We start from the raw sequence: 18,405 nt of genomic DNA on the forward strand, positions 1-18,405 counted from the left end.
AATGAACAAAGATATTCTCATTTATTCATTCCATACCAATGATGATTATTATACGGGTAAGGCCAATCAACTAAAGGCAAGGCTGGATGCTTTGGGCCTACCGTACAGAATTGATGGCATTGATATTCCTGAAGGTAAAGAGTGGCCGGACATTTGCCGCGAAAAGATCGGAATGATCAAAAAGGTATGTGATGAGAATCCAGACAAAAAGGTGTTTTGGATAGATGTTGACTGCTATTTGATTGACCTCCCGGATTATGTCGCAGAGTTTTCAGCCGACATTATTGGTTTTCAACGGGGATTTTCAACCCCGGATATGATTGGCTACGCTGGCCGGTCCCGTTTTTGGGAGCCCTGTTTCTGGGGGATTAATACATCCAGAGCGGCTAGGGAGTTTATCGATGACGCACACGCCGCTGAACAGGCCTTTAGTGATCGGGCCACAGACGACTATTTCTTTGAGGAGTCTTGGAGAAAGAATGGATCGGGTATGAGTTTTCAGATCATTCCCTCTATTACGGCAGCGCGAACTGAAGAAGCCGTAGTCGCAGAAACTTTTTTTGTTTTTGGGGCGAGCGGGAATGTGGCTAAATTCAAAGGCAAGGTATCTCAGCACAGCAGTCTTTTGCCGGAATCCGCTGTGCCTATTAATGCCAGGGTGAAGCGGCGACTCAAAGAAGTCGGGGCTGTCGTTGTACCTGAGCGATTCAAACCGTTTGTGAAACGGGCCCTTGGAGCTCTGAAGGCCCGTTCGATGTCGCAAAATGTGACTGTATTGACAGAAAAGTCGTTAAGGATTCAGGTCATTAAGGCTGCAAAAGAAGGCAATGCTTCGCGATTGGACTCGCTGGGAAGGTTTGCAGATAAAGGATCGGGATCCGGTCAGCGAGAGAAAACCATCTATCTGGGTAAGTCGATGTGCGCCTATCGCTACTCTGCTCAGAATGAGGTAGATGCGGACCCTCTGAAACTAGGCTGGTGGATTGATCCAGCACCCGGTAACTTTGGCGACTGGCTTGCCCCATATATTTTCAGAGAGTTGACAGGCCGTGGCGTTGAGTATGTTAATCCCAGGCGGGGAAGCTCGGAGTATCACTATCTGGCGGTAGGCTCCATTGGTAAGTTTGCAACGCCGACATCCATTCTGATGGGAGTTGGGGTTAGTCGGAAAGATGCGGTGGTGAATCCGGAAGCGCGTATCCTGAGTTTGCGAGGTCCCCGAACTGGTGCCGTTGTTAAAGCATCTGGTGGGGAGGATCCAGAGATCTATGGTGACCCGGCGATTCTACTGCCCCGCATTTTTACACCTGGCGCCACAACAAAGTCCGGTAAAGTCGGGCTAATAAGGCATTTTACTCACTTGGGTATTGATCTGAAGCTGCCTTCATACATGGAGGAAATTAGTATTTTTGCTTCGTCTCCGAAGGATGTAGAGGCGTTTATTGCCAAGTTGCACGAATTTGACTACGTGATCTCAAGCGCAATGCACGGGTTTATTGTTTGCCAGGCGTACGGCATCCCCTGTGCCTTGGTTTCTTTTAAAGGCGGTGAAAGTTTCGTTCATGGTGATGGGATGAAATACAAGGACTATTTTGAGGGGGTTGGGCTTGCGCCGCGAAGTCCGGATGTTATTCCAACGGATCTCTGCAGTCTTGAGCTGCAAAACTTGGTTTCGAAGGATGCGATCTCTTCTGAGCGGGTTGATATTCTTTTGGATATGTATAGAACCGAGTTAAGCAGGTAAGCGGGCGTGCTGTTCAGGTTTGGAGCGCGAGGTGCACTGTCCTTTCCCAAGGCATTTTTGAGAGAGCAGTCTCTGAAAGCGTCGGGAAAGGCAGTTATTCCTATGTACTGGTTTTTCGCCGTACGCAACTGGGGCGACTTGGTTGGCCCGTATATTGTTGAGCGTATAACCGGAGCAACGCCTGTACCCGCATACTCAGAAAAGGCTGCTCACCTGATTACGGTAGGCAGTATTCTGTCCCGTAGCACGGCTTCCTCGGTTGTATGGGGCTCCGGATTCATTTCTAGTGCTGACTCTTTGCAGGCCGTACCTGCTAAAATCTCTGCCGTTCGGGGTAGGTATTCAAGTGAAAGCCTGGATCGCTCAGGTGTCGAGCCCCCCGACGTGTTGGGTGATCCGGCGATGTTAATGCCGCGCTTCTACCAACCATCCGAACAGCGACGGCAGTACCGCGTTGGAATTGTCCCGCACTATACAGACCTGCCTTTGTTTAAGGGCGTCACCCTGCCAGGTGATGTAGCCTTGATTGATATCAGGCAAGATGTTGAACCTTTTATCGATGAGCTTCTTACCTGTGAGACAATTCTGTCGTCGTCTCTGCATGGGCTCATCGCTGCAGATGCCTACGGCATTCCAAACCACTGGGTTGAGTTTTCTGGGAACCTTGTTGGAAGCGGGTTCAAGTTTAATGACTACTATTCGTCACTCGATGAACCAGATGCGTATCCCGAAACTGTTCTGGAATTAGCTAATGCTGACTGGCTGGGGTTGGCGAGCCTGGCGTCACTGCATAAAGGCTATGCGATGGGCGAAGCTCTGCTTGAGGCGTTTCCCTGGAAATGAGTACGTTTACCAGACAAGTAGACTGTTCGGTCGTCATACCTGTGTACAATAAAGAAGCTACGGTCGTGCGAGCAATTGAGTCGGTTTTGGCCCAGACTGTTTGCCCGCGCGAAGTTATCGTGGTTAACGACGCGTCGACAGATTCCACGAAGCAGGTACTCGAAGGTCTGAGCCATATAGAAAACTTGAAGGTCGTGCATTTGCCCAGGAATACTGGTGTTTCATCGGCCAGAAACCTGGGGGTGGATATAGCGTCTGCCCAGTGGGTTGCTTTTTTGGATGCGGATGATTTTTGGGAAGTCGGCTTCCTGTCCGAATGCTGTCAGTGCACAAGTGCCGGGGTGAGTATTGTTGGTACAGCATATAGTTATTTGGCGAAGAGCGGCTGTATTGCTGGTCGGTTTCCTTTAGCTGACACTATTGTGAGCCCGGTTAATGACTATTTCATGTGGGCGGTTAGCGGTGATCTTCCCTTTACTGCTTCTTCTGTTGTCGTGCATCGAGAGAGGTTTGTGCAATTCGGGGGCTTTCCTCCTGAATTGAGCATGGGGGAGGACCAAGTCGTGTGGTTGGGGCTTCTGAAGGTGGGGAGTGGTGTATTTATTGATAAACCGCTGGCAAGCTATGATTTGACGAGTTCATCTGCTGTTTCTGGTTTAACCCATCGTTTGTCAGATCCTGTGTACCTGGATTATATGCTTGGCCTTGGGGCTGAATCTAACCACTTGAAACGTTATGTTACGCGTGTGATGCGTGGTAGTTTAGCGTATCAATGCGCCTACAAATCCGGACTTGGAGTCCGTTCCTCCCTTGCTAATCCTAAAGCTCGATATTTGAATCGAGTGGAGTTTTTGTTTTTTTATTTAGCTTCCTGGCTTCCTGGCTTTGTCCGGTTTCCTATCCTTCGTCATCTGATTAAGACGCTGAATCAAAAATGGGCCTAGCCAATTCTGCGCCAAAAATAGTGTTTGTGGTGAATGTCGCTTGGTACTTCCGGTTGCATTGGCTCGAGAGGGCTTTGGCGGCAAAGGCTGAAGGGCTTCAAGTCTACGTGGTTTCCCAGTCGGACTGTGAGCATGAAGACCGGGAATTCTTTGAGTGCCAGGGCCTTCATTGGGTGCACTGGCCGGTTTCTCGGTTTTCGATAGCTCCATCGTTCCTGAAACGAGAATATCAGTCATTGAAAGCGATTCTTGATCAGATCCAGCCTGATATCGTTCACTCGATTACGATCAAACCAAACCTGCTCTGTGGCATTCATGCTCTGAGTCATCATCCCGAATGCAGGTATGTGCAGACTTTCCCGGGGATGGGCAGCGTTCTGTCTGGTAAATCGATAACGGGTTCTGTAAAGCGGGTGTTGGCGACCGCTGCTCTAAGGCTGGCGTGTAGAGACGTCGATTGGGTGACATTTGAAAATAATGAAGATGCCGGTTATTTCAAACGATGGATATCTCATTCCGATACAAGAAGTCTTGTTTCTCTGGGAGCCGGAGTGGATCTACAGCGGTTTCGATATACTGAGAATACCAAAGAGACTGATGAACCGTTGAGGATATTGCATGCTGCCCGTTTGTTGAAGGCGAAGGGTTTGCCTCCTCTCGTCGAAGCGGTCAATGCGCTGAAGGAGCGGGGGGTGAGGGTAGAGTTATCAGTTGCTGGCATTCCTGAGCCTGAGTCTGAAGGCGCAATCAGTGAAGATTGGATAAAGGAGCAGCACTCTCTCGGGCGTTTGAGATATCTAGGGCAAGTGAGTGATATGGTCAGTGTTATTGCCGGGCACCACGTTGTAGCTTTGCCCACGACCTATGGTGAAGGTATCCCTCGTATTCTTATCGAAGCAGCTGCGATGGGGCGTTGTATTGTTGCAACGGATGTTTCCGGGTGCCGGGAACTGATAGAAGATTCCAAGACGGGCTTGCTTCTGAAGAATTCAAAGTCGGGTACCATAGCTAATAGGCTTAAGGTGTTGATAGAAACACCGGAATGCCTCTCGAATATCGGTGTTCAGGCCCGTGAAAAGGTGGAGAGTGGTTTTGACAAGGTAACCGTTGTTGAGCAGTTTCTTAGTATTTACCGAGTGTTGGTAAGAAGAAGCTGATGATTTCAAATAACGTTTGTCACAGAACTTTTGTGGTTTTACATGGAGTGTATGACCATTGACTGAGATTACACATCATGGCGCCGTCAATGGTGTCACCGGCTCCTGTCATGAACTCCGAACGGCAGATTTCGGCATTCTGATCGATTGCGGACTTTTCCAGGGACAGGAAAAGGGCCGGGTTTCCTCTGCCGCAGATCTGGTGATTGATTTCCCTATTGATCATATCCGGGCACTTGTGGTGACTCACGTTCACATTGATCACGTTGGGCGGATTCCCTATTTGTTGGGTGCCGGGTTTGATGGGCCAATTGTCTGCTCTGAACCCTCAGCCATCATGCTGCCGGAAATTCTCGAAGACGCTTTGAAAATCGGCTTTACCCGGGATCGTGCTTTGATTAACCGGGTATTGGATCGCATTCGCAGCCAACTGGTGCCGCTGCCCTATGGCCAGTGGCATGAAGTGGTTGCCGGGGGCGATGCTGCACTGAAAGTCAGGTTGCAAAGAGCGGGGCATATTCTGGGCTCTGCATACGTAGAGTGTGATGTTCAGGGAGCGTGTAAAACCGAGCGCATTGTATTTAGCGGAGACCTGGGGGCGCCACATTCTCCATTGCTGCCAGAGCCGGCATCACCTGAAAAGGCGGATCGCCTGATTATTGAAAGCACCTACGGCGATAGAAATCATGAAGGCCGCGAGAGTCGCCGGTATCGATTGAAGTCCGTTCTTGAGCATGCGCTGGAAGATGGTGGCACGGTGCTGATTCCGGCGTTCAGCATTGGCCGAACACAGGACTTGCTATACGAGATTGAAGGGCTGATTGCTGAGTTTGGTGAAGCTGAAATTCCCCAATTGGACGAAACTCGTTTGTCTGGTGCGCTCCGGTGGCAGGATCTGGAAATTGTAGTGGACTCTCCAATGGCAGCAGAGTTTACCCGCATCTATCGCGACCTGAAGCCTTTTTGGGATGACGAGGCTCGCGAAAGGGTCAATGCGGGAAGGCATCCTTTATCCTTTGAGCAGTTAACCGTCATTAATTCCCATGAAGATCACCTGAATGCAGTGGATTATCTGGTTCGCTCTCGTCGGCCTTGTGTGGTGATAGCGGGTTCCGGTATGTGTGCGGGTGGTCGCGTGGTTAATTACCTAAAGGCTATGTTGGGAGACTCGCGAAATGACGTGCTGTTTGTTGGTTATCAAGCAGTTGGCACGCCAGGTCGGAACATTCTTGAACATGGTCCTCGCGGCGGTTGGGTAGAGTTAGACGGTGAACGCTACGATATCCGTGCCAGAGTCCATACGGTCGGAGGCTATTCAGCTCATGCTGACCAGGGCGATCTGTTGCGGTTTATTGGTGGCATTCCGGAGACGCCTCACGAGATTCGAATCGTTCATGGGGATAAATCGGCGAAGCAGTCTTTCAGACAAGCTCTGGAGTCAATAGCTCCGGATTCTGATATTCTGATTCCCATTGAATAATGGAACACACTATTTAAGCCGTTGGTGAGTTGCTCTGGTGCTATTACCTTTATATACGCAGGAGAAAACATGAAAAGGATTGCGGTTATTGGCCTTGGTTACGTGGGTTTGCCTTTGGCAGCTGCATTCGGAGAAAAGCGTGAGGTGGTTGGGTTTGATATCAACCCCAAGCGAATATCAGAGCTCAAAGATGGTATTGATGTTACCCGAGAGGTGAGCCAAGAGGAGTTAGCGACTGCGTCCCAGCTTTCATTTACCGACACTCTGGACGGCATTGCCGACTGCCAGATCTACATCGTGACAGTGCCAACGCCGATTGATGAGTATAAATCGCCGGACCTCACCCCGCTTGTAAAGGCCAGTGAGAGCGTGGGTAAAATCCTCAAGAAGGGCGACATCGTTATTTACGAGTCCACGGTGTTCCCCGGTGCCACTGAGGAAGTGTGCGTTCCGGTTCTGGAAAAAATGTCTGGCCTGAAGTTCAATCAGGACTTCTTTGCCGGTTACAGTCCGGAGCGCATTAACCCGGGCGATAAGGAGCACCGGGTTACTACCATTATGAAGGTAACCTCTGGCTCGACTCCGGAGATTGCCGATGAGGTGAATAACCTATACGCAGATATCATTACGGCAGGCACCCACAAAGCCAGCTCAATCAAGGTTGCGGAAGCGGCCAAGGTGATCGAAAACACCCAGCGGGATCTGAATATTGCGCTGATGAATGAGTTGTCGATGATCTTTGCGCGTATCGGAATTGATACCCATGAAGTTCTCGCGGCGGCAGGAACGAAATGGAACTTCCTGCCGTTCAAACCCGGTTTGGTTGGGGGGCACTGTATCGGGGTGGACCCGTATTATCTGACCCATAAGGCCCAGGCAATTGGCTATCACCCAGAGATTATTCTTGCAGGCCGCCGTGTGAACGACAATATGGGGCCATATGCCGCCGCCGCCTTGGTTAAGGCGATGATCAAAAAAGGGCATACCATTGCTAAATCACGTGTGTTGGTGATGGGGCTTACCTTCAAAGAAAACTGTCCGGATCTGCGTAATACCCGCGTTATTGATGTGGTTAATGAGCTTAAAGATTTTGGTTGTCAGGTGGATGTGACCGATTGTTGGGCTGATAATCAGGAAGCTGAACACGAGTACGGTATTACTTTGGTTGCCGAGCCCGGAAAGGGAGAGTATGACGCGGTATTTTTGGCGGTTCCGCACCGTGAATACGCAGGAATGTCTTCGGAGCAATTACGGGATTATACGAATAGCAGCGGTATATTGTTTGATTTGAAGGGTGTTCTTCCATTAGGGCAGGCTGATCTTCGTTTATGATATTGATGTGCTTTGAATGATAAAGCCGGCCTTTGAGCCGGCTTTGTTGTTAAGCATATTTAAATAAAATATTTTGCGTTATCAGGGTTGCTCTATTACTATTCATGTCGACACTCGGTCATATTCACTCAGTATTAAAACCATCAGGTAAAAGGTTTTATTTCCATGGCAAAGATTAACGATTACTACCAGAAGAAACAGCTTATGGAAAAGCTGGCCGCCGAGCTTGAGCAGCTCGAAAAGGACCAGGCACTGAAGAGCGAACTGGAGTTTGAGAATAAAGTTCGTGATTTGATGAAAGAGTATGACAAATCACCGAAGGATGTTCTGCAGATTCTCTCCGCGATTGATCCCTCTATTGCGGGCGTGAAAGCCGATACGGGAGCGGCTACTCGTGCCAAGCGCCCGCTGAAAACGTATAAGAACCCGCATACCGGTGACGTTGTTAAGACTCGCGGTGGGAACCACAAAACTCTGAATGAGTGGCGTGAGAAGTACGGTAAAGAAGCCGTACAGAGTTGGCAGCAGGATTGATCTGACGCCCCCCGCCTGAAAACTGGTGAGGGGGCTTTATTTTACCCAACGATAACCCGGTTTCTCCCACCCTGTTTGGCTTTGTACAGAGCCTCATCTGCTTTTTGCATCCACTGCATGTAGTTTTCCGGTGAGTCGGTTAGCTGAGCAATGCCCATGCTGATTGTGTACTGAATGTCGCCTGCGGTCGTGTTAACCACGCTATTTTCGATGGCGTCTCTAATCCGCTCGCAGATCACTCTGGCGCTTTCGGTGTCGGTTTCGGGAAGAATGATGCCAAACTCTTCTCCGCCATAGCGGCCAGCGCTGTCGGATTGCCGAACGTTGTTACGGGTAATCTGGGCGGCATGCCTGATCACTTCATCGCCGGCCAGATGGCCGTAGTTATCGTTGACGGATTTGAAATGGTCGATGTCGAACATGACCAGGCTGGTGGCCTGTCCATAGCGCCGGAATCTTTCAAACTCCGCGTCCACCAGGTTTTCCCAGGTTCCCCGGTTTAGAAGCCCGGTCAGCCGATCTGTCATGCTCAGGCGGGCTAATTGCTCGTTAGCTCTTTCCAGCGCGCGTTTGCTGCTGGCGAATTCGGTCACGTCGTAGATCAGCAGACAGATTTTCTCGACTTCGCCACTTGGATTGGTGATCGGGCTGATGGTCAGGTTCTGGAACATGTACGCTTCCGTGCCGGTAATCGGCCGGGTGTTCCGGAATTTGAACAGATAGGGGCGCTGCTCCCAGGAGGTGAAAGCCCTGATGTTCAGCATGGCTACGGCATCGACTTTTCGGGTGAGCCATGCTTTTGGGATGTCTGGGAAGACATCAAAGAGTAGCTGGCCTTGTATCTGACTGGCGGTGATGCCGCTATGGTGTTCCATGAACCCGTTCCAGGCTTGAATATGGAAGTCGAGATCCAGCACGACCAACCCAACCTCCACGGATTCGAGCATGTCCATCAGCCAGTGAAATTCGTTGGCATTTTGCTTAAAGCCCATAGTCAATCCACCAGATAGGCAAGGCGCTTTTCAAGAAAAGGAATGGAATCTTCAGTCAATAAAATCAGCATATTGCAATGTATATCCCGGTTCTCAAGGACATAGCTGATTTCAATGCATAGAAGTTGCTCTTCCCGTTGGCTGTGGTGATCCAGCAGCTCGTTGAGGGGGCGGTGCTGGCCAAGAACGGTGGGGTGGCTAAGCCCGAGTTTAAGGTCCAGCTGATCTCCGATACCGTTGATGAAGGCCCCGAACAGAATGCTGGACATATCCATGAGTACTTCGACATTCACGGACTCACCTTCCAGCACGTCGTAATGGAGCAGTTCTGCCATTTCCCGAAAACTGGCGTCTTCAAACAGCAGCAGGGCTTCGCCGGCGATTCCGGCCCCGGTGAACCCCTGGCACACAGCGGAGTAATCGTCTTCTCTCTGAGCGGCTGAGATGGCCATATGCAGTTCGGAGTTGGCGATAAAAGCCACTTTGGGGACGGGTTGTTTTACGAATACTCTGAGTAGCCTGGCAAGAAGATCGGATGAGCGCCCCATGGCGACGTTAGCAGTCTCTTGCAGGTAGTCGTTCAGGCTGACTGAGATCGACGGAGAGATATGACCGTTGTTGTGCAGGTTGGCATCGTTGAAGGCGGTGTTTTCAAGCTCCGAGGGACGATAAAAACCGTACTCTTCCAGCAGTCTGGCGACTTGCCTGGTATCCGTTGGCTTTTTGATGAAATCAATAGCACCGAGTTTGCGAACCCGCTCACGCGCTTCGGGCTGAATATCGCCGGACACCACGATGGTCAGCACGGGGAGGTCATGTTTGCGAATGCTTTCCAGCACCTGATAGCCGTCGGGCTCCGGCATGTTCAGGTCGAGGAAGAGAAGGTCAGCTTTCTTTTCTTGCAGAATATCCAAAGCTTCCTGGCCACCATTTGCAAACAGAATGTCGTCGGCCAGGCCTTGAGGCAGAGCTTTTGCCATTTGTTTGCGCGCCAGAGCGGAATCGTCGCAAATCAGAATTCTGGAGGTCATGGGGTAAAGTCGGATGCCCAAATAAGGTGTCTAAGTATACCAGTGTTACAAATTGTGTACATGGAGGCGACATTAATTTGAGGCCAGATAAGTGCCATGGCCTGAATCTCGCGAGTCTATTCTTGTGATGCCCTTCAAGCTTGAACGGGAACGTCTGGGTAATTAATGAGTGAATGTGATGTATCTCACCGTTAGTACGTGCCTGAGTCGGATATAGTCTTGCTACGGTCAAAAAGAAACATTTTGTTACATAGAATAACAGGCCGCTTGCCCGTATCGAAATAATGAATGAGCAGACGGGCAGGAGTCGGGTGTCGAAACTGACTCACAAAAACAATCAGAGACACACGTTTATGACAAAGCAAGCGTACGGATACGCTGTCCTTACCGTGCTCTGCCTGGGTATGTCGCCCGTTTCTCAGGCTGAGCTTGAGCCCATTTCGGAGAGAGCCATGGGTGAGGTAACAGGGCAGGCTTTTATGCAGATTGAGAATATTCCCGGCCAGAATCACGATTTCACGCGGATGACGCTGACCATGGATGTGGAAACCCGGGTGAACATTGACGATTTGCAGGCGGGCCAGATCAATGGTGGCACGGATTTCGCTGCCACTCATCTGGCGCTCGGCCACATCGCCCGTTCGGATGGTGAAACCTTCAATGGTCGAACCTACAATGCCGGCGATGACATTCCTTTTGAGGGGCGCATGCCCTATATCGAGTTGGCAGAGGATGCTGCCGGGCTGGCTGGGTTCAGGATGGGGTTCGGTCAGGCTCGAGGGTCTGTGTCGTCTCATACCACCAGTTTCAGTGGTGATATAGGGTTGAAAGTCCAGGATTCGACCGGGACGGTTTACGATACCTACCTGTTTGATGGAGATGGCGGCGCGGCAACGAATTACCGGGCCTCCCACATCGGTATTGATTCGAACTCCTGTGTGGCCGGTGCCAATTGCGCGCCATTGACACATCTGCAATCCTTGACGGTGGGAGAAGATAACGGCAGTGCTGACGGTACCATCGGGTTTACGGATGCGTTTTTCATAGGCTTTCAGCGTGATGACGGGGTCGCCTGGCAAACGCTGGATGGCGCGAATACCATCAGCGTTGGGAAGGGCGTCTATATCAACTTGCCCACTGATATGACGGTCGATCTAAGTCAGATGGTTGGTCCCAATGGTATCGACAGGTTGCGTACTCATCAGGTTGATATGGGGACTAAGCTGTTTTGATTTTGATAGACTTCTGCCCTTGAACCAATAAGCAGGAGTCTTGCCTTGATCCGCTCTTTTTACTGGCACGATTACGAGACCTTCGGGGTAGACCCGGTCCATGACCGGCCTTCTCAGTTCGCTGGTGTCCGCACTGATGCGGATTTTAACGTGATCGAAGACCCATTAGTGATCTACTGCAAGCCGGCAGACGATTACCTCCCTTCTCCTGAGGCCTGCCTGATTACAGGTATTACGCCCCAGAAAGCGCTTGAAGACGGGTTTCCGGAAGCGGAGTTCATTGCGCAGATTAACGAGGCATTCAGCCAGCCGGGCACCTGTGTTGTTGGCTACAACAGCCTCCGTTTTGATGATGAAGTAACCCGCCACACGCTCTACCGGAATCTGCGCGATCCCTACGCGAGAGAATGGCAGAACGGAAATTCCCGGTGGGACATCATTGATATGGTTCGGCTTACCTATGCCTTGCGCCCGGATGGCATCAACTGGCCTAAGAAAGACGATGGCAGCCCGAGTTTCAGGCTGGAAGAGCTGACGGTGGCCAACGGCATTGCTCACGAGAGCGCTCACGATGCGATGTCGGATGTGCTGGCGACGATTGCCGTGGCGAAGATGATCAAGGAAAAACAGCCGAAGTTGTTCGAGTTCGTACTGAACAATAAGGATAAGCACTCTGCACGGCAAATGCTGGACACCGGCACCATGAAGCCAGTGTTTCACATTTCAGCTAAATACCCGGCAGCACGTGGGTGTTGTGCATTGGTTGCTCCCTTGGCGGAGAGTCTGAGCAACAAGAATCAGGTGATCGTATACGACCTTCGTGAAGACCCGACAGAGTTGATTAACGCCTCTGTCGAAGAAATCCGGGAGCGGGTATTCACCAGCCAGGCTGAGTTGGGTGAAGGCATAAGCAGGTTCCCGCTGAAGGGGGTGCAGTTGAATAAATGCCCGGTGTTGGCACCTGCAGCCATGCTGTCTACGCTGTCGCCGGAACGGCTGTCGGAACTGGAACTTAATGGGGAGGTGCTGCGGGCAAACCTGGCTAAATTGCGAAGGGCGCCTGAGTTGTCGGCCAGGATTGCACAGGCCTTCGAGCAGGATTTTCAGGGTAGTGATCTGACGGACCCGGATGAGCAGCTGTACGCCGGAGGTTTTATCAGTAAAACCGACCGGGAGAAGCTTAACTGGTTACTTACGCAACCCGTAGCTGCGCTTGGGGAGGAGGAGTTGCGGTTTGACGATGAGCGACTGCCAGAGATGCTGTTTCGCTATCGGGCAAGAAACTATCCGGACACCCTGCTCGGTGAAGAAATGGAGCGTTGGGAGCAGTTCAGAGCGGAGCGGTTAATGCAGCCGAAGCAAGGCTGGCGCTCGCTTGAGTTATACGGCCGTGAGTTGCAGCGATTGGCATCGGCCCCTGAGCTGACGCCGAAGAAGCAGCAGATTCTTGAGGATTTGCACCTCTATGGAGAGTCTTTGGTTCCCTATCTGTAATGGAAAATAGACCCCGGAGTGCTGTTTATCGGAACGCTCCGGGGCCTTTTGTCGGTTATCGCCGACGCTGGAAGTACACGCTCAGGTTTTGTCCCATCAGGCTCTGCACTTCACTGCCAAGCACCTCGGCCTGAATCTGGCGCTGTACCGGGCCTGTTGCGAGGCTGTGCCCATCCTCATCCCGTGCTTTCACCAGTTTCCATTCCACTTCGTTGCTGAGCAGGGCAAGTGTCTCCTCAAGCTGGCGGCTATCCTGCGCGCGGAACCAGCGGTCCCGACAGCCTCCCAGGCTGTAAAAGTTCTCATCCTGAAGCAGATCGGTCCACAGCGCATCCTGTCGGTTGGCCAGAACCATGCGACGCAGTTGTCGCAGAGACGTTCGGCCTGGCTGCAGATTATGCTCGTGTATCAGCCGGCGGATCTGTTTGTCGCCCGGTGTCTGTTCATCTATAGCGGTATGCAGGTGCACAATAGCTCCCGAATGGCTTGCGCTGTTGATCAGCGCTGCCAGTGAGAGCTGTGTCAGGGCTGCGGAGGGTAGACGGCCTATGTCGATCCAGTGCACCTGATGACCGTCAGCAACAAATCGTTGGGCGATAGACCAGGGCCAGAACACGATGTTGCCGATATTCAGTTTCTGGGCCATCCGGGTACCTTTGGCAATATTGGCCAGAGATTCATCGACAGCAATCACCTCTACGTCGTCCAGGTATTGCGCCAGCTCCAGGGCTCTCTGCCCGGATTGAGCGCCACACACCATAACCCGAAGGGTGGTGGGCAAATGTTCGGTGTTGAGGTCAAGCTCCTGAGCCATGACGGTTCTCAGGCTGGTTTCTGTCCGATGGGCCAGTTTGCTCCAGGATGGCCAGGCTTGCGGAACGTCAGCTTTTTCCAGACAAAGTTCTTCGGCTTTTTCATCAAAGTTCTGTTTGATGGCTTCTTCTTCGGCACGACTGTAGTAGCTGGTCGACAGGACGGGTTGCAGGCCCAGTGGCCAGTCCATGAGGTTCCAGGCGCCAAGCTGAACGGCGAAGCGTTGGTGAAACAGGGCTCCGTACATGGCACTGACCATCAGGGAGCCGGTGAGGGCATCTTGAGGGTCGCCCATGGCGAGCTGTGCCGAGAGGCTTTCATTGATGGTGCTGGCCAGCCGCTCCTCGTCGTCCTCGGCTGCAATGGCAAAACCGGAGCGCTCCGCATACAGTGCGATTGCAAGGCAGAGTGGTTGTAATTCGTCCCTCAGCGTTGCGGTATGCGCAACTTCCGCCATAACTGCGCGGCGTAGCAGGGATACCAGTTCTTCAACCGCCGCGTTTGGCATCAGGGTTTTCTGAAGTGCGAGAATCAGCAGTTCATCCTCGGCGGCTGCGTCCAGCATTACCTGAAAGCTTGGGTTGTCCAGGTCGTACTGCTGTTGAATGATGGCGCCGACAAACCGGCCGATTTCCTGGTGAGGAAGGCCTTCGTGTCGTAGCAGGGCGATAGCATCCTGAGCCAGATCGGAGTCTGCCCTGTGTACTTGAAGGTGCCGGGCACAGGTGAGCATGCCAGAATAGATGGAGCCCCATTCCGAGCCGGTTTGCAGTAGCTTGCGGTAATGGAGGTAGGCAACATCAAACTGGCCTTGCAAACGCTTGGCGTGGGCGACGCCACAGAAAGCGGCGGAAGATTGCCGATCGTATTCCAGAGCCTGAACAAAATACGCTTCAGCTTGGGCCGGTCGTTCGCTTTTCAGAGCCCAGTACCCGAGATTGCAGTACTGCTGAGCCTGTCCGGGATGTTGATTCAGGCTGGCATTGAAAAGTGCGTACGCTTTTTCGAGGTGGCCGTCATCCAGCTCCACTCGCCCCAGTAACCCCAGCGCGGCAGCGTTGTCTGCATCAAGGGATAACGCCTGGCCAAGATGCTCCCGACACGCTTGACGCTCTTTCAGCCGTTGAACGTAGGAGCTCTCCTGATTGTTGGACTCCCCATAGGCCAGGTTGGCCTGCAACACCAAACGTGCAACCTGCGCCTTAACGGAGTGGGGAAGATGAGCGTTGTGATGTTGTACTTGCATGGAACACCTCGTTACCAGCCAATATCCGATGCGGCAAAGGTCTGCAGTTTCGTGACGGTTTGCCAGGGTTTGAACAAGTGTTGCGAAAGGTGTGCCAGTTTTGGATGGGATGGAATAAAAAAAACGGCCGGGTTGTTGGCCCGGCCGCGTTAATGGTTGTTTGTTCAGATTAGCCCTGGAGTAGCTGCAATACTTGCTGTGGGCGGGCATTTGCCTGAGCGAGAACAGAGAGGCCAGCCTGTTGCAGAACCTGGGTTCTGGCCAGTTCAGCGGATTCCTTCGCGAAGTCGGCATCCCGGATTCGGCTATTGGAGGCGGAAAGGTTCTCGGACGTTGTGGCCAGGTTGGCGATAGTGGACTCGAAACGGTTTTGGACGGCACCGAGTTCAGCGCGGTAGCCGTTGATTTGATCAATGGCGTAGTCGATCGCAATCATAGCCTGGTCTGCACCTTCCGATGTAGAGATGTCTGTATCGTTCAGTGAAACCGTATTCGCTGCAGCAGTGTAGGATTCGCTGAAGTTGATATCATCGACTCCAGTGCTATCCAGGTCGGCTGCAATGGTAACGTCGAAATCCGTGCCAAATGTTGACGAAAAGATGACTTCTTCATTGGTTTTGTCAAGGTTGGCTTTGACGCCTGTCTCGTTTGAGCGCGCATTGACGGCCCCTACCAGGTCATTAAGAGATCCTGCGTCCTCTACAGAAAAAGCGACACCGTTAACAGTGAAGTCAAATGTGGCAGTGTTACCGGCTTTGAAGAAGGCATCCAGCCCGCCACCGAGCGCGTTCACATTTTGTTTGAATTCTTGTGGTGGAGTGCCACCGTCGGTCAAGTCAAGGTTGACCTTTACATCCTCGCCGGTGGAGTTTGTGATAACAAGCTTGCCGTTATCTTCGGTGACAGCAATGTTTGTTAAACCATCGGTTGTTAGTTGGCCGTTTATGGCCGTAACAAGACTGGCGAGATCGGTCAGGTCGCCAGAGGTGACCGCAAGTGTCGATGATCCAATCGTTACCGTTCCTGCCGCCGTTGCGAAGGCCAGGTCTACGGTTTCGGTTGTGGTGGGAACCGGTTTTGTTGAAGTTACAAAATCCTGAGTTTTGCCTAACACCGAGCCGAGTTTGCTACCACGAGAGTCGAGCCCGCTGATGCCGATGGTTTCACCTGTGTTCGCGCCTACCTGAAAGGTTTGAACTCCAAACGTACCATCCAACACCTTCAGGCCATTAAACGACGTTTGGCTCGCAATCCGGTTAATTTCTTCGATCCGCTGCTGAACTTCCTGGTTCAGGGCCTGCCGATCCGAAATGCTGTTCGTGGCGTTGGCGGACTGAACCGCCAGTTCCCTAATCCGCTGCAAGTTGTTGGTGATTTCATCCATTGCCCCCTCAGCCGTCTGCGCCAGAGAAATGCCATCGTTCGCGTTCCGCTGTGCCTGATTCAGGCCGGAAATCTGGGATTGGAAGCGTTCCGAGATGGCAAGTCCAGCGGCATCGTCTTTGGCCGAGTTAATACGCAGGCCAGACGATAAGCGCTCAAGTGCGGTGTTGGCCTGCCCTTGTGAGGCGTTCAGATTACGCTGAGCGTTCAGCGACGCAATGTTGGTATTGATGACCTGAGGCATATCAATTCTCCCTGCTCAGAGGTGCCGGAAGCCTGGTGCCCGATCTTGAAGGGGAACCCTCGCCGGCGAAAATTCGTTAAATTGCCGTTTTGCTGTGTACCAAGCGAAGGGTGTGCCAGTTTCTATTTGTTGGCGGTATTGCACTGTTTTTATTGTTGAATTGTCTTTGTATTCTGGATGTATGGGAAAGGGGGTGCTGGAAATTTGACTCGGAGAAAGGAAAGGGGTTGCCGCTTTCAGCGAGCTTGCTGAGATGTCTTTATCCGGACGAGAGACTCTTGAGGTGGCCTGCAATCTGCGCGTTTTACATTCCTTTACAAAATCTCGGATATTTTTCCTAAAGCAACCGGGTGGCGTGCCGTTAAGTGGAGTAACAGGGCGGCGCTCCCAACTCAGAACTCGGGCGCCAAACCTTTTCCATGAAATAACGACATCGGTCGAAGGAGAAGCATTATGGCTCTCGGTATTAACACTAACGTTGCATCCCTTAACGCCCAGAACCAGTTGAGCAAGTCTCAGGGCATGAATGACCAGGCGCTGCAGCGCTTGTCTTCTGGTCTTCGTATTAACTCGGCCAAAGACGATGCCGCTGGTCTGGCAATTTCTACTCGCTTCCAGTCTCAAATTTCCGGCTTGAATGTCGCGACACGAAACGCGAATGACGGGATCTCCTTGGCCCAGACTGCAGAAGGGGCGTTGAACGAGATTACCAATAACCTGCAGCGGATTCGTGAGCTGGCGGTTCAGTCCGCTAACGCCACCAACAGTGCGTCCGATCGCCAAGCGTTGAATGACGAAGTGCAGCAGCGGATTGCCGAGATTGACCGGATTTCGTCGCAAACAGCGTTCAACGGCCTTAAAGTTCTGGATGGTACTTTTGGCCAACAAAACTTCCAGGTAGGTGCTAACGCCGGCGAAACAATCGGCATTAACTTGAGCCAAGGTGCCAAGGCGGATCAGATTGGATCAATCGCTTCCAGAGAGTTGCAGGCTACAGGAACGGCCCTGACCGGAGATTTGGAAATAACTGTTGGGCAGGGCGAGACTGTGACCGTCGGAGCTTCTTCTGACGGTTCGGCGAAGTCAGTGGTTGAGGCGATTAACAAGGCTTCTGTGCAAGGTTTGACTGCAACAGCGACGAACGAGCAGACCTTGACCTTTGGCGCTATCGCTGGAGATGGGGATGACTCCTATGTTCTTGAAATAAACGGAGAGACCGTTGTGTCAGTGTCTGATTTGTCTTCAGGTATTGATGCAGATGCGTTGATCGCGGATGTTAACCAAGAGTCTGCAGCGACAGGCGTTGTCGCTAGCAAAAACAAGGATGGGGATGTTGTATTTACCGCGGCAGATGGACGTAACATCGAAGTAACACAAACGTTAACTGATGGTGGTTCAGGAACGGCGGCTTCCGGTGGTATTACTGCAATGGTCAACGGCTCAACTAGCACTGCGGTTGATAGTGCAGGCACTGCGGCTACAGCAATCGGTCAGGTAACATTGGAAGCGCTTGAGTCTATCGAAGTGGGTGGTGCAACTGATGCTGCTCAGCTTGGTAGCCCGGGGGTTATAGCGGTTGATCTGAATAGCACGATTGCTGATGTGAAGATCGATACCGTTGAAAATGCAAATTCGGCGATTAAATCTGTGGACTCGGCTCTCAACAGTATTAATGGTCTACGTGGCGAGCTCGGTGCTATCCAAAACCGCTTTGAGTCCACCATCGCCAACCTGGGTACGTCTGTCGAAAACCTCAGCGCCTCCAACAGCCGTATCCTGGACGCTGACTTTGCGGCAGAAACCGCCAACCTGGCCAAATCCCAGGTGCTGCAGCAGGCCGGTATCTCCGTCCTGGCTCAGGCGAACGCCCGTCCGCAACAGGTTCTTTCTCTCCTGCAGTAAGGGCATGACGGTGACGGCCGGAGCCATCGTGTTC

The 18,405-nt window shown here is 52.0% G+C and carries 14 protein-coding genes; 10 read left to right on the forward strand and 4 right to left on the reverse strand.

The window, feature by feature from the left end:
* Position 1 precedes the first annotated feature (1 nt).
* The 7 genes from K325_RS0105350 to K325_RS0105380 all read left to right on the forward strand — a co-directional run bounded on the left by K325_RS0105350 (position 2) and on the right by K325_RS0105380 (position 8,034).
* Complete coding sequence (locus tag K325_RS0105350) at positions 2 to 1,744, forward strand: polysaccharide pyruvyl transferase family protein (protein WP_029653238.1); 1,743 nt, start codon at positions 2 to 4, stop codon at positions 1,742 to 1,744.
* 6 nt (positions 1,745 to 1,750) lie between these two features.
* Positions 1,751 to 2,587, forward strand: a complete 837-nt coding sequence (locus K325_RS0105355) for a polysaccharide pyruvyl transferase family protein (RefSeq protein WP_051146562.1) — start codon at positions 1,751 to 1,753, stop codon at positions 2,585 to 2,587.
* Positions 2,584 to 3,531: a glycosyltransferase family 2 protein gene (locus tag K325_RS18220; protein WP_051146563.1), complete on the forward strand. Its 948-nt coding sequence runs from the start codon at positions 2,584 to 2,586 to the stop codon at positions 3,529 to 3,531. The genes K325_RS0105355 and K325_RS18220 overlap by 4 nt, the downstream gene beginning before the upstream one ends.
* Positions 3,522 to 4,688 carry a glycosyltransferase family 4 protein gene (locus K325_RS0105365; protein WP_029653241.1) on the forward strand — a complete coding sequence of 389 codons (1,167 nt, stop codon included), beginning with the start codon at positions 3,522 to 3,524 and terminating at the stop codon, positions 4,686 to 4,688. The genes K325_RS18220 and K325_RS0105365 overlap by 10 nt, the downstream gene beginning before the upstream one ends.
* A gap of 58 nt (positions 4,689 to 4,746) precedes the next feature.
* Positions 4,747 to 6,168, forward strand: coding sequence for an MBL fold metallo-hydrolase RNA specificity domain-containing protein (locus K325_RS0105370; RefSeq protein ID WP_029653242.1), 1,422 nt, complete (start codon positions 4,747 to 4,749; stop codon positions 6,166 to 6,168).
* 69 nt (positions 6,169 to 6,237) lie between these two features.
* Positions 6,238 to 7,500, forward strand: coding sequence for a Vi polysaccharide biosynthesis UDP-N-acetylglucosamine C-6 dehydrogenase TviB (gene tviB / locus K325_RS0105375; RefSeq protein WP_029653243.1), 1,263 nt, complete (start codon positions 6,238 to 6,240; stop codon positions 7,498 to 7,500).
* Positions 7,501 to 7,665: 165 nt separating this feature from the next.
* Entirely contained in the window at positions 7,666 to 8,034 is a 369-nt protein-coding gene (locus K325_RS0105380) for a histone-like nucleoid-structuring protein, MvaT/MvaU family (RefSeq protein WP_029653244.1), read from the forward strand.
* A 41-nt stretch (positions 8,035 to 8,075) separates the two neighbouring features.
* On the opposite strand, the gene K325_RS0105385 is transcribed toward K325_RS0105380, so the two are convergent.
* On the reverse strand, positions 8,076 to 9,026 hold the full coding sequence (locus K325_RS0105385; protein ID WP_029653245.1) for a sensor domain-containing diguanylate cyclase: 951 nt from the start codon (positions 9,024 to 9,026) through the stop codon (positions 8,076 to 8,078).
* Between the two features lie 2 nt (positions 9,027 to 9,028).
* Entirely contained in the window at positions 9,029 to 10,057 is a 1,029-nt protein-coding gene (locus tag K325_RS0105390) for a response regulator (protein WP_029653246.1), read from the reverse strand.
* Positions 10,058 to 10,410: 353 nt separating this feature from the next.
* On the opposite strand from K325_RS0105390, the gene K325_RS0105395 reads away from it, so the two are divergent.
* Together K325_RS0105395 and sbcB are read left to right on the forward strand one after the other, a co-directional pair.
* Entirely contained in the window at positions 10,411 to 11,289 is an 879-nt protein-coding gene (locus K325_RS0105395; protein WP_029653247.1) for a hypothetical protein, read from the forward strand.
* Positions 11,290 to 11,334: 45 nt separating this feature from the next.
* Positions 11,335 to 12,783, forward strand: a complete 1,449-nt coding sequence (gene sbcB, locus K325_RS0105400) for an exodeoxyribonuclease I (protein WP_029653248.1) — start codon at positions 11,335 to 11,337, stop codon at positions 12,781 to 12,783.
* A 55-nt stretch (positions 12,784 to 12,838) separates the two neighbouring features.
* Here the strand turns inward: sbcB and K325_RS0105405 are convergent, their stop codons facing one another.
* Both K325_RS0105405 and K325_RS0105410 read right to left on the reverse strand, forming a co-directional pair.
* Positions 12,839 to 14,842, reverse strand: a complete 2,004-nt coding sequence (locus tag K325_RS0105405; RefSeq protein WP_029653249.1) for a tetratricopeptide repeat protein — start codon at positions 14,840 to 14,842, stop codon at positions 12,839 to 12,841.
* A gap of 169 nt (positions 14,843 to 15,011) precedes the next feature.
* Entirely contained in the window at positions 15,012 to 16,469 is a 1,458-nt protein-coding gene (locus tag K325_RS0105410; RefSeq protein ID WP_029653250.1) for a flagellin, read from the reverse strand.
* 453 nt (positions 16,470 to 16,922) lie between these two features.
* Here K325_RS0105410 and K325_RS0105415 point away from each other — a divergent pair, with 453 nt between their 5' ends.
* Positions 16,923 to 18,371: a flagellin N-terminal helical domain-containing protein gene (locus K325_RS0105415; protein ID WP_029653251.1), complete on the forward strand. Its 1,449-nt coding sequence runs from the start codon at positions 16,923 to 16,925 to the stop codon at positions 18,369 to 18,371.
* The last annotated feature ends 34 nt before the right edge of the window (positions 18,372 to 18,405 follow it).

It is taken from the genome of Marinobacter daepoensis DSM 16072 (assembly GCF_000421165.1).
GTDB lineage: Bacteria > Pseudomonadota > Gammaproteobacteria > Pseudomonadales > Oleiphilaceae > Marinobacter > Marinobacter daepoensis.

Bases quoted from the DNA above. Each gene is read 5' to 3' on its own strand.
- K325_RS0105350 (WP_029653238.1), top strand. From the start codon at position 2: ATGAACAAAGATATTCTCATTTATTCATTCCATACCAATGATGATTAT.
- K325_RS0105415 (WP_029653251.1), top strand. From the start codon at position 16,923: ATGGCTCTCGGTATTAACACTAACGTTGCATCCCTTAACGCCCAGAAC.
- K325_RS0105365 (WP_029653241.1), top strand. From the start codon at position 3,522: ATGGGCCTAGCCAATTCTGCGCCAAAAATAGTGTTTGTGGTGAATGTC.
- K325_RS0105380 (WP_029653244.1), top strand. From the start codon at position 7,666: ATGGCAAAGATTAACGATTACTACCAGAAGAAACAGCTTATGGAAAAG.
- K325_RS0105385 (WP_029653245.1), bottom strand. From the start codon at position 9,026: ATGGGCTTTAAGCAAAATGCCAACGAATTTCACTGGCTGATGGACATG.
- K325_RS0105405 (WP_029653249.1), bottom strand. From the start codon at position 14,842: ATGCAAGTACAACATCACAACGCTCATCTTCCCCACTCCGTTAAGGCG.
- K325_RS0105410 (WP_029653250.1), bottom strand. From the start codon at position 16,469: ATGCCTCAGGTCATCAATACCAACATTGCGTCGCTGAACGCTCAGCGT.
- K325_RS18220 (WP_051146563.1), top strand. From the start codon at position 2,584: ATGAGTACGTTTACCAGACAAGTAGACTGTTCGGTCGTCATACCTGTG.
- K325_RS0105390 (WP_029653246.1), bottom strand. From the start codon at position 10,057: ATGACCTCCAGAATTCTGATTTGCGACGATTCCGCTCTGGCGCGCAAA.
- tviB (WP_029653243.1), top strand. From the start codon at position 6,238: ATGAAAAGGATTGCGGTTATTGGCCTTGGTTACGTGGGTTTGCCTTTG.
- K325_RS0105395 (WP_029653247.1), top strand. From the start codon at position 10,411: ATGACAAAGCAAGCGTACGGATACGCTGTCCTTACCGTGCTCTGCCTG.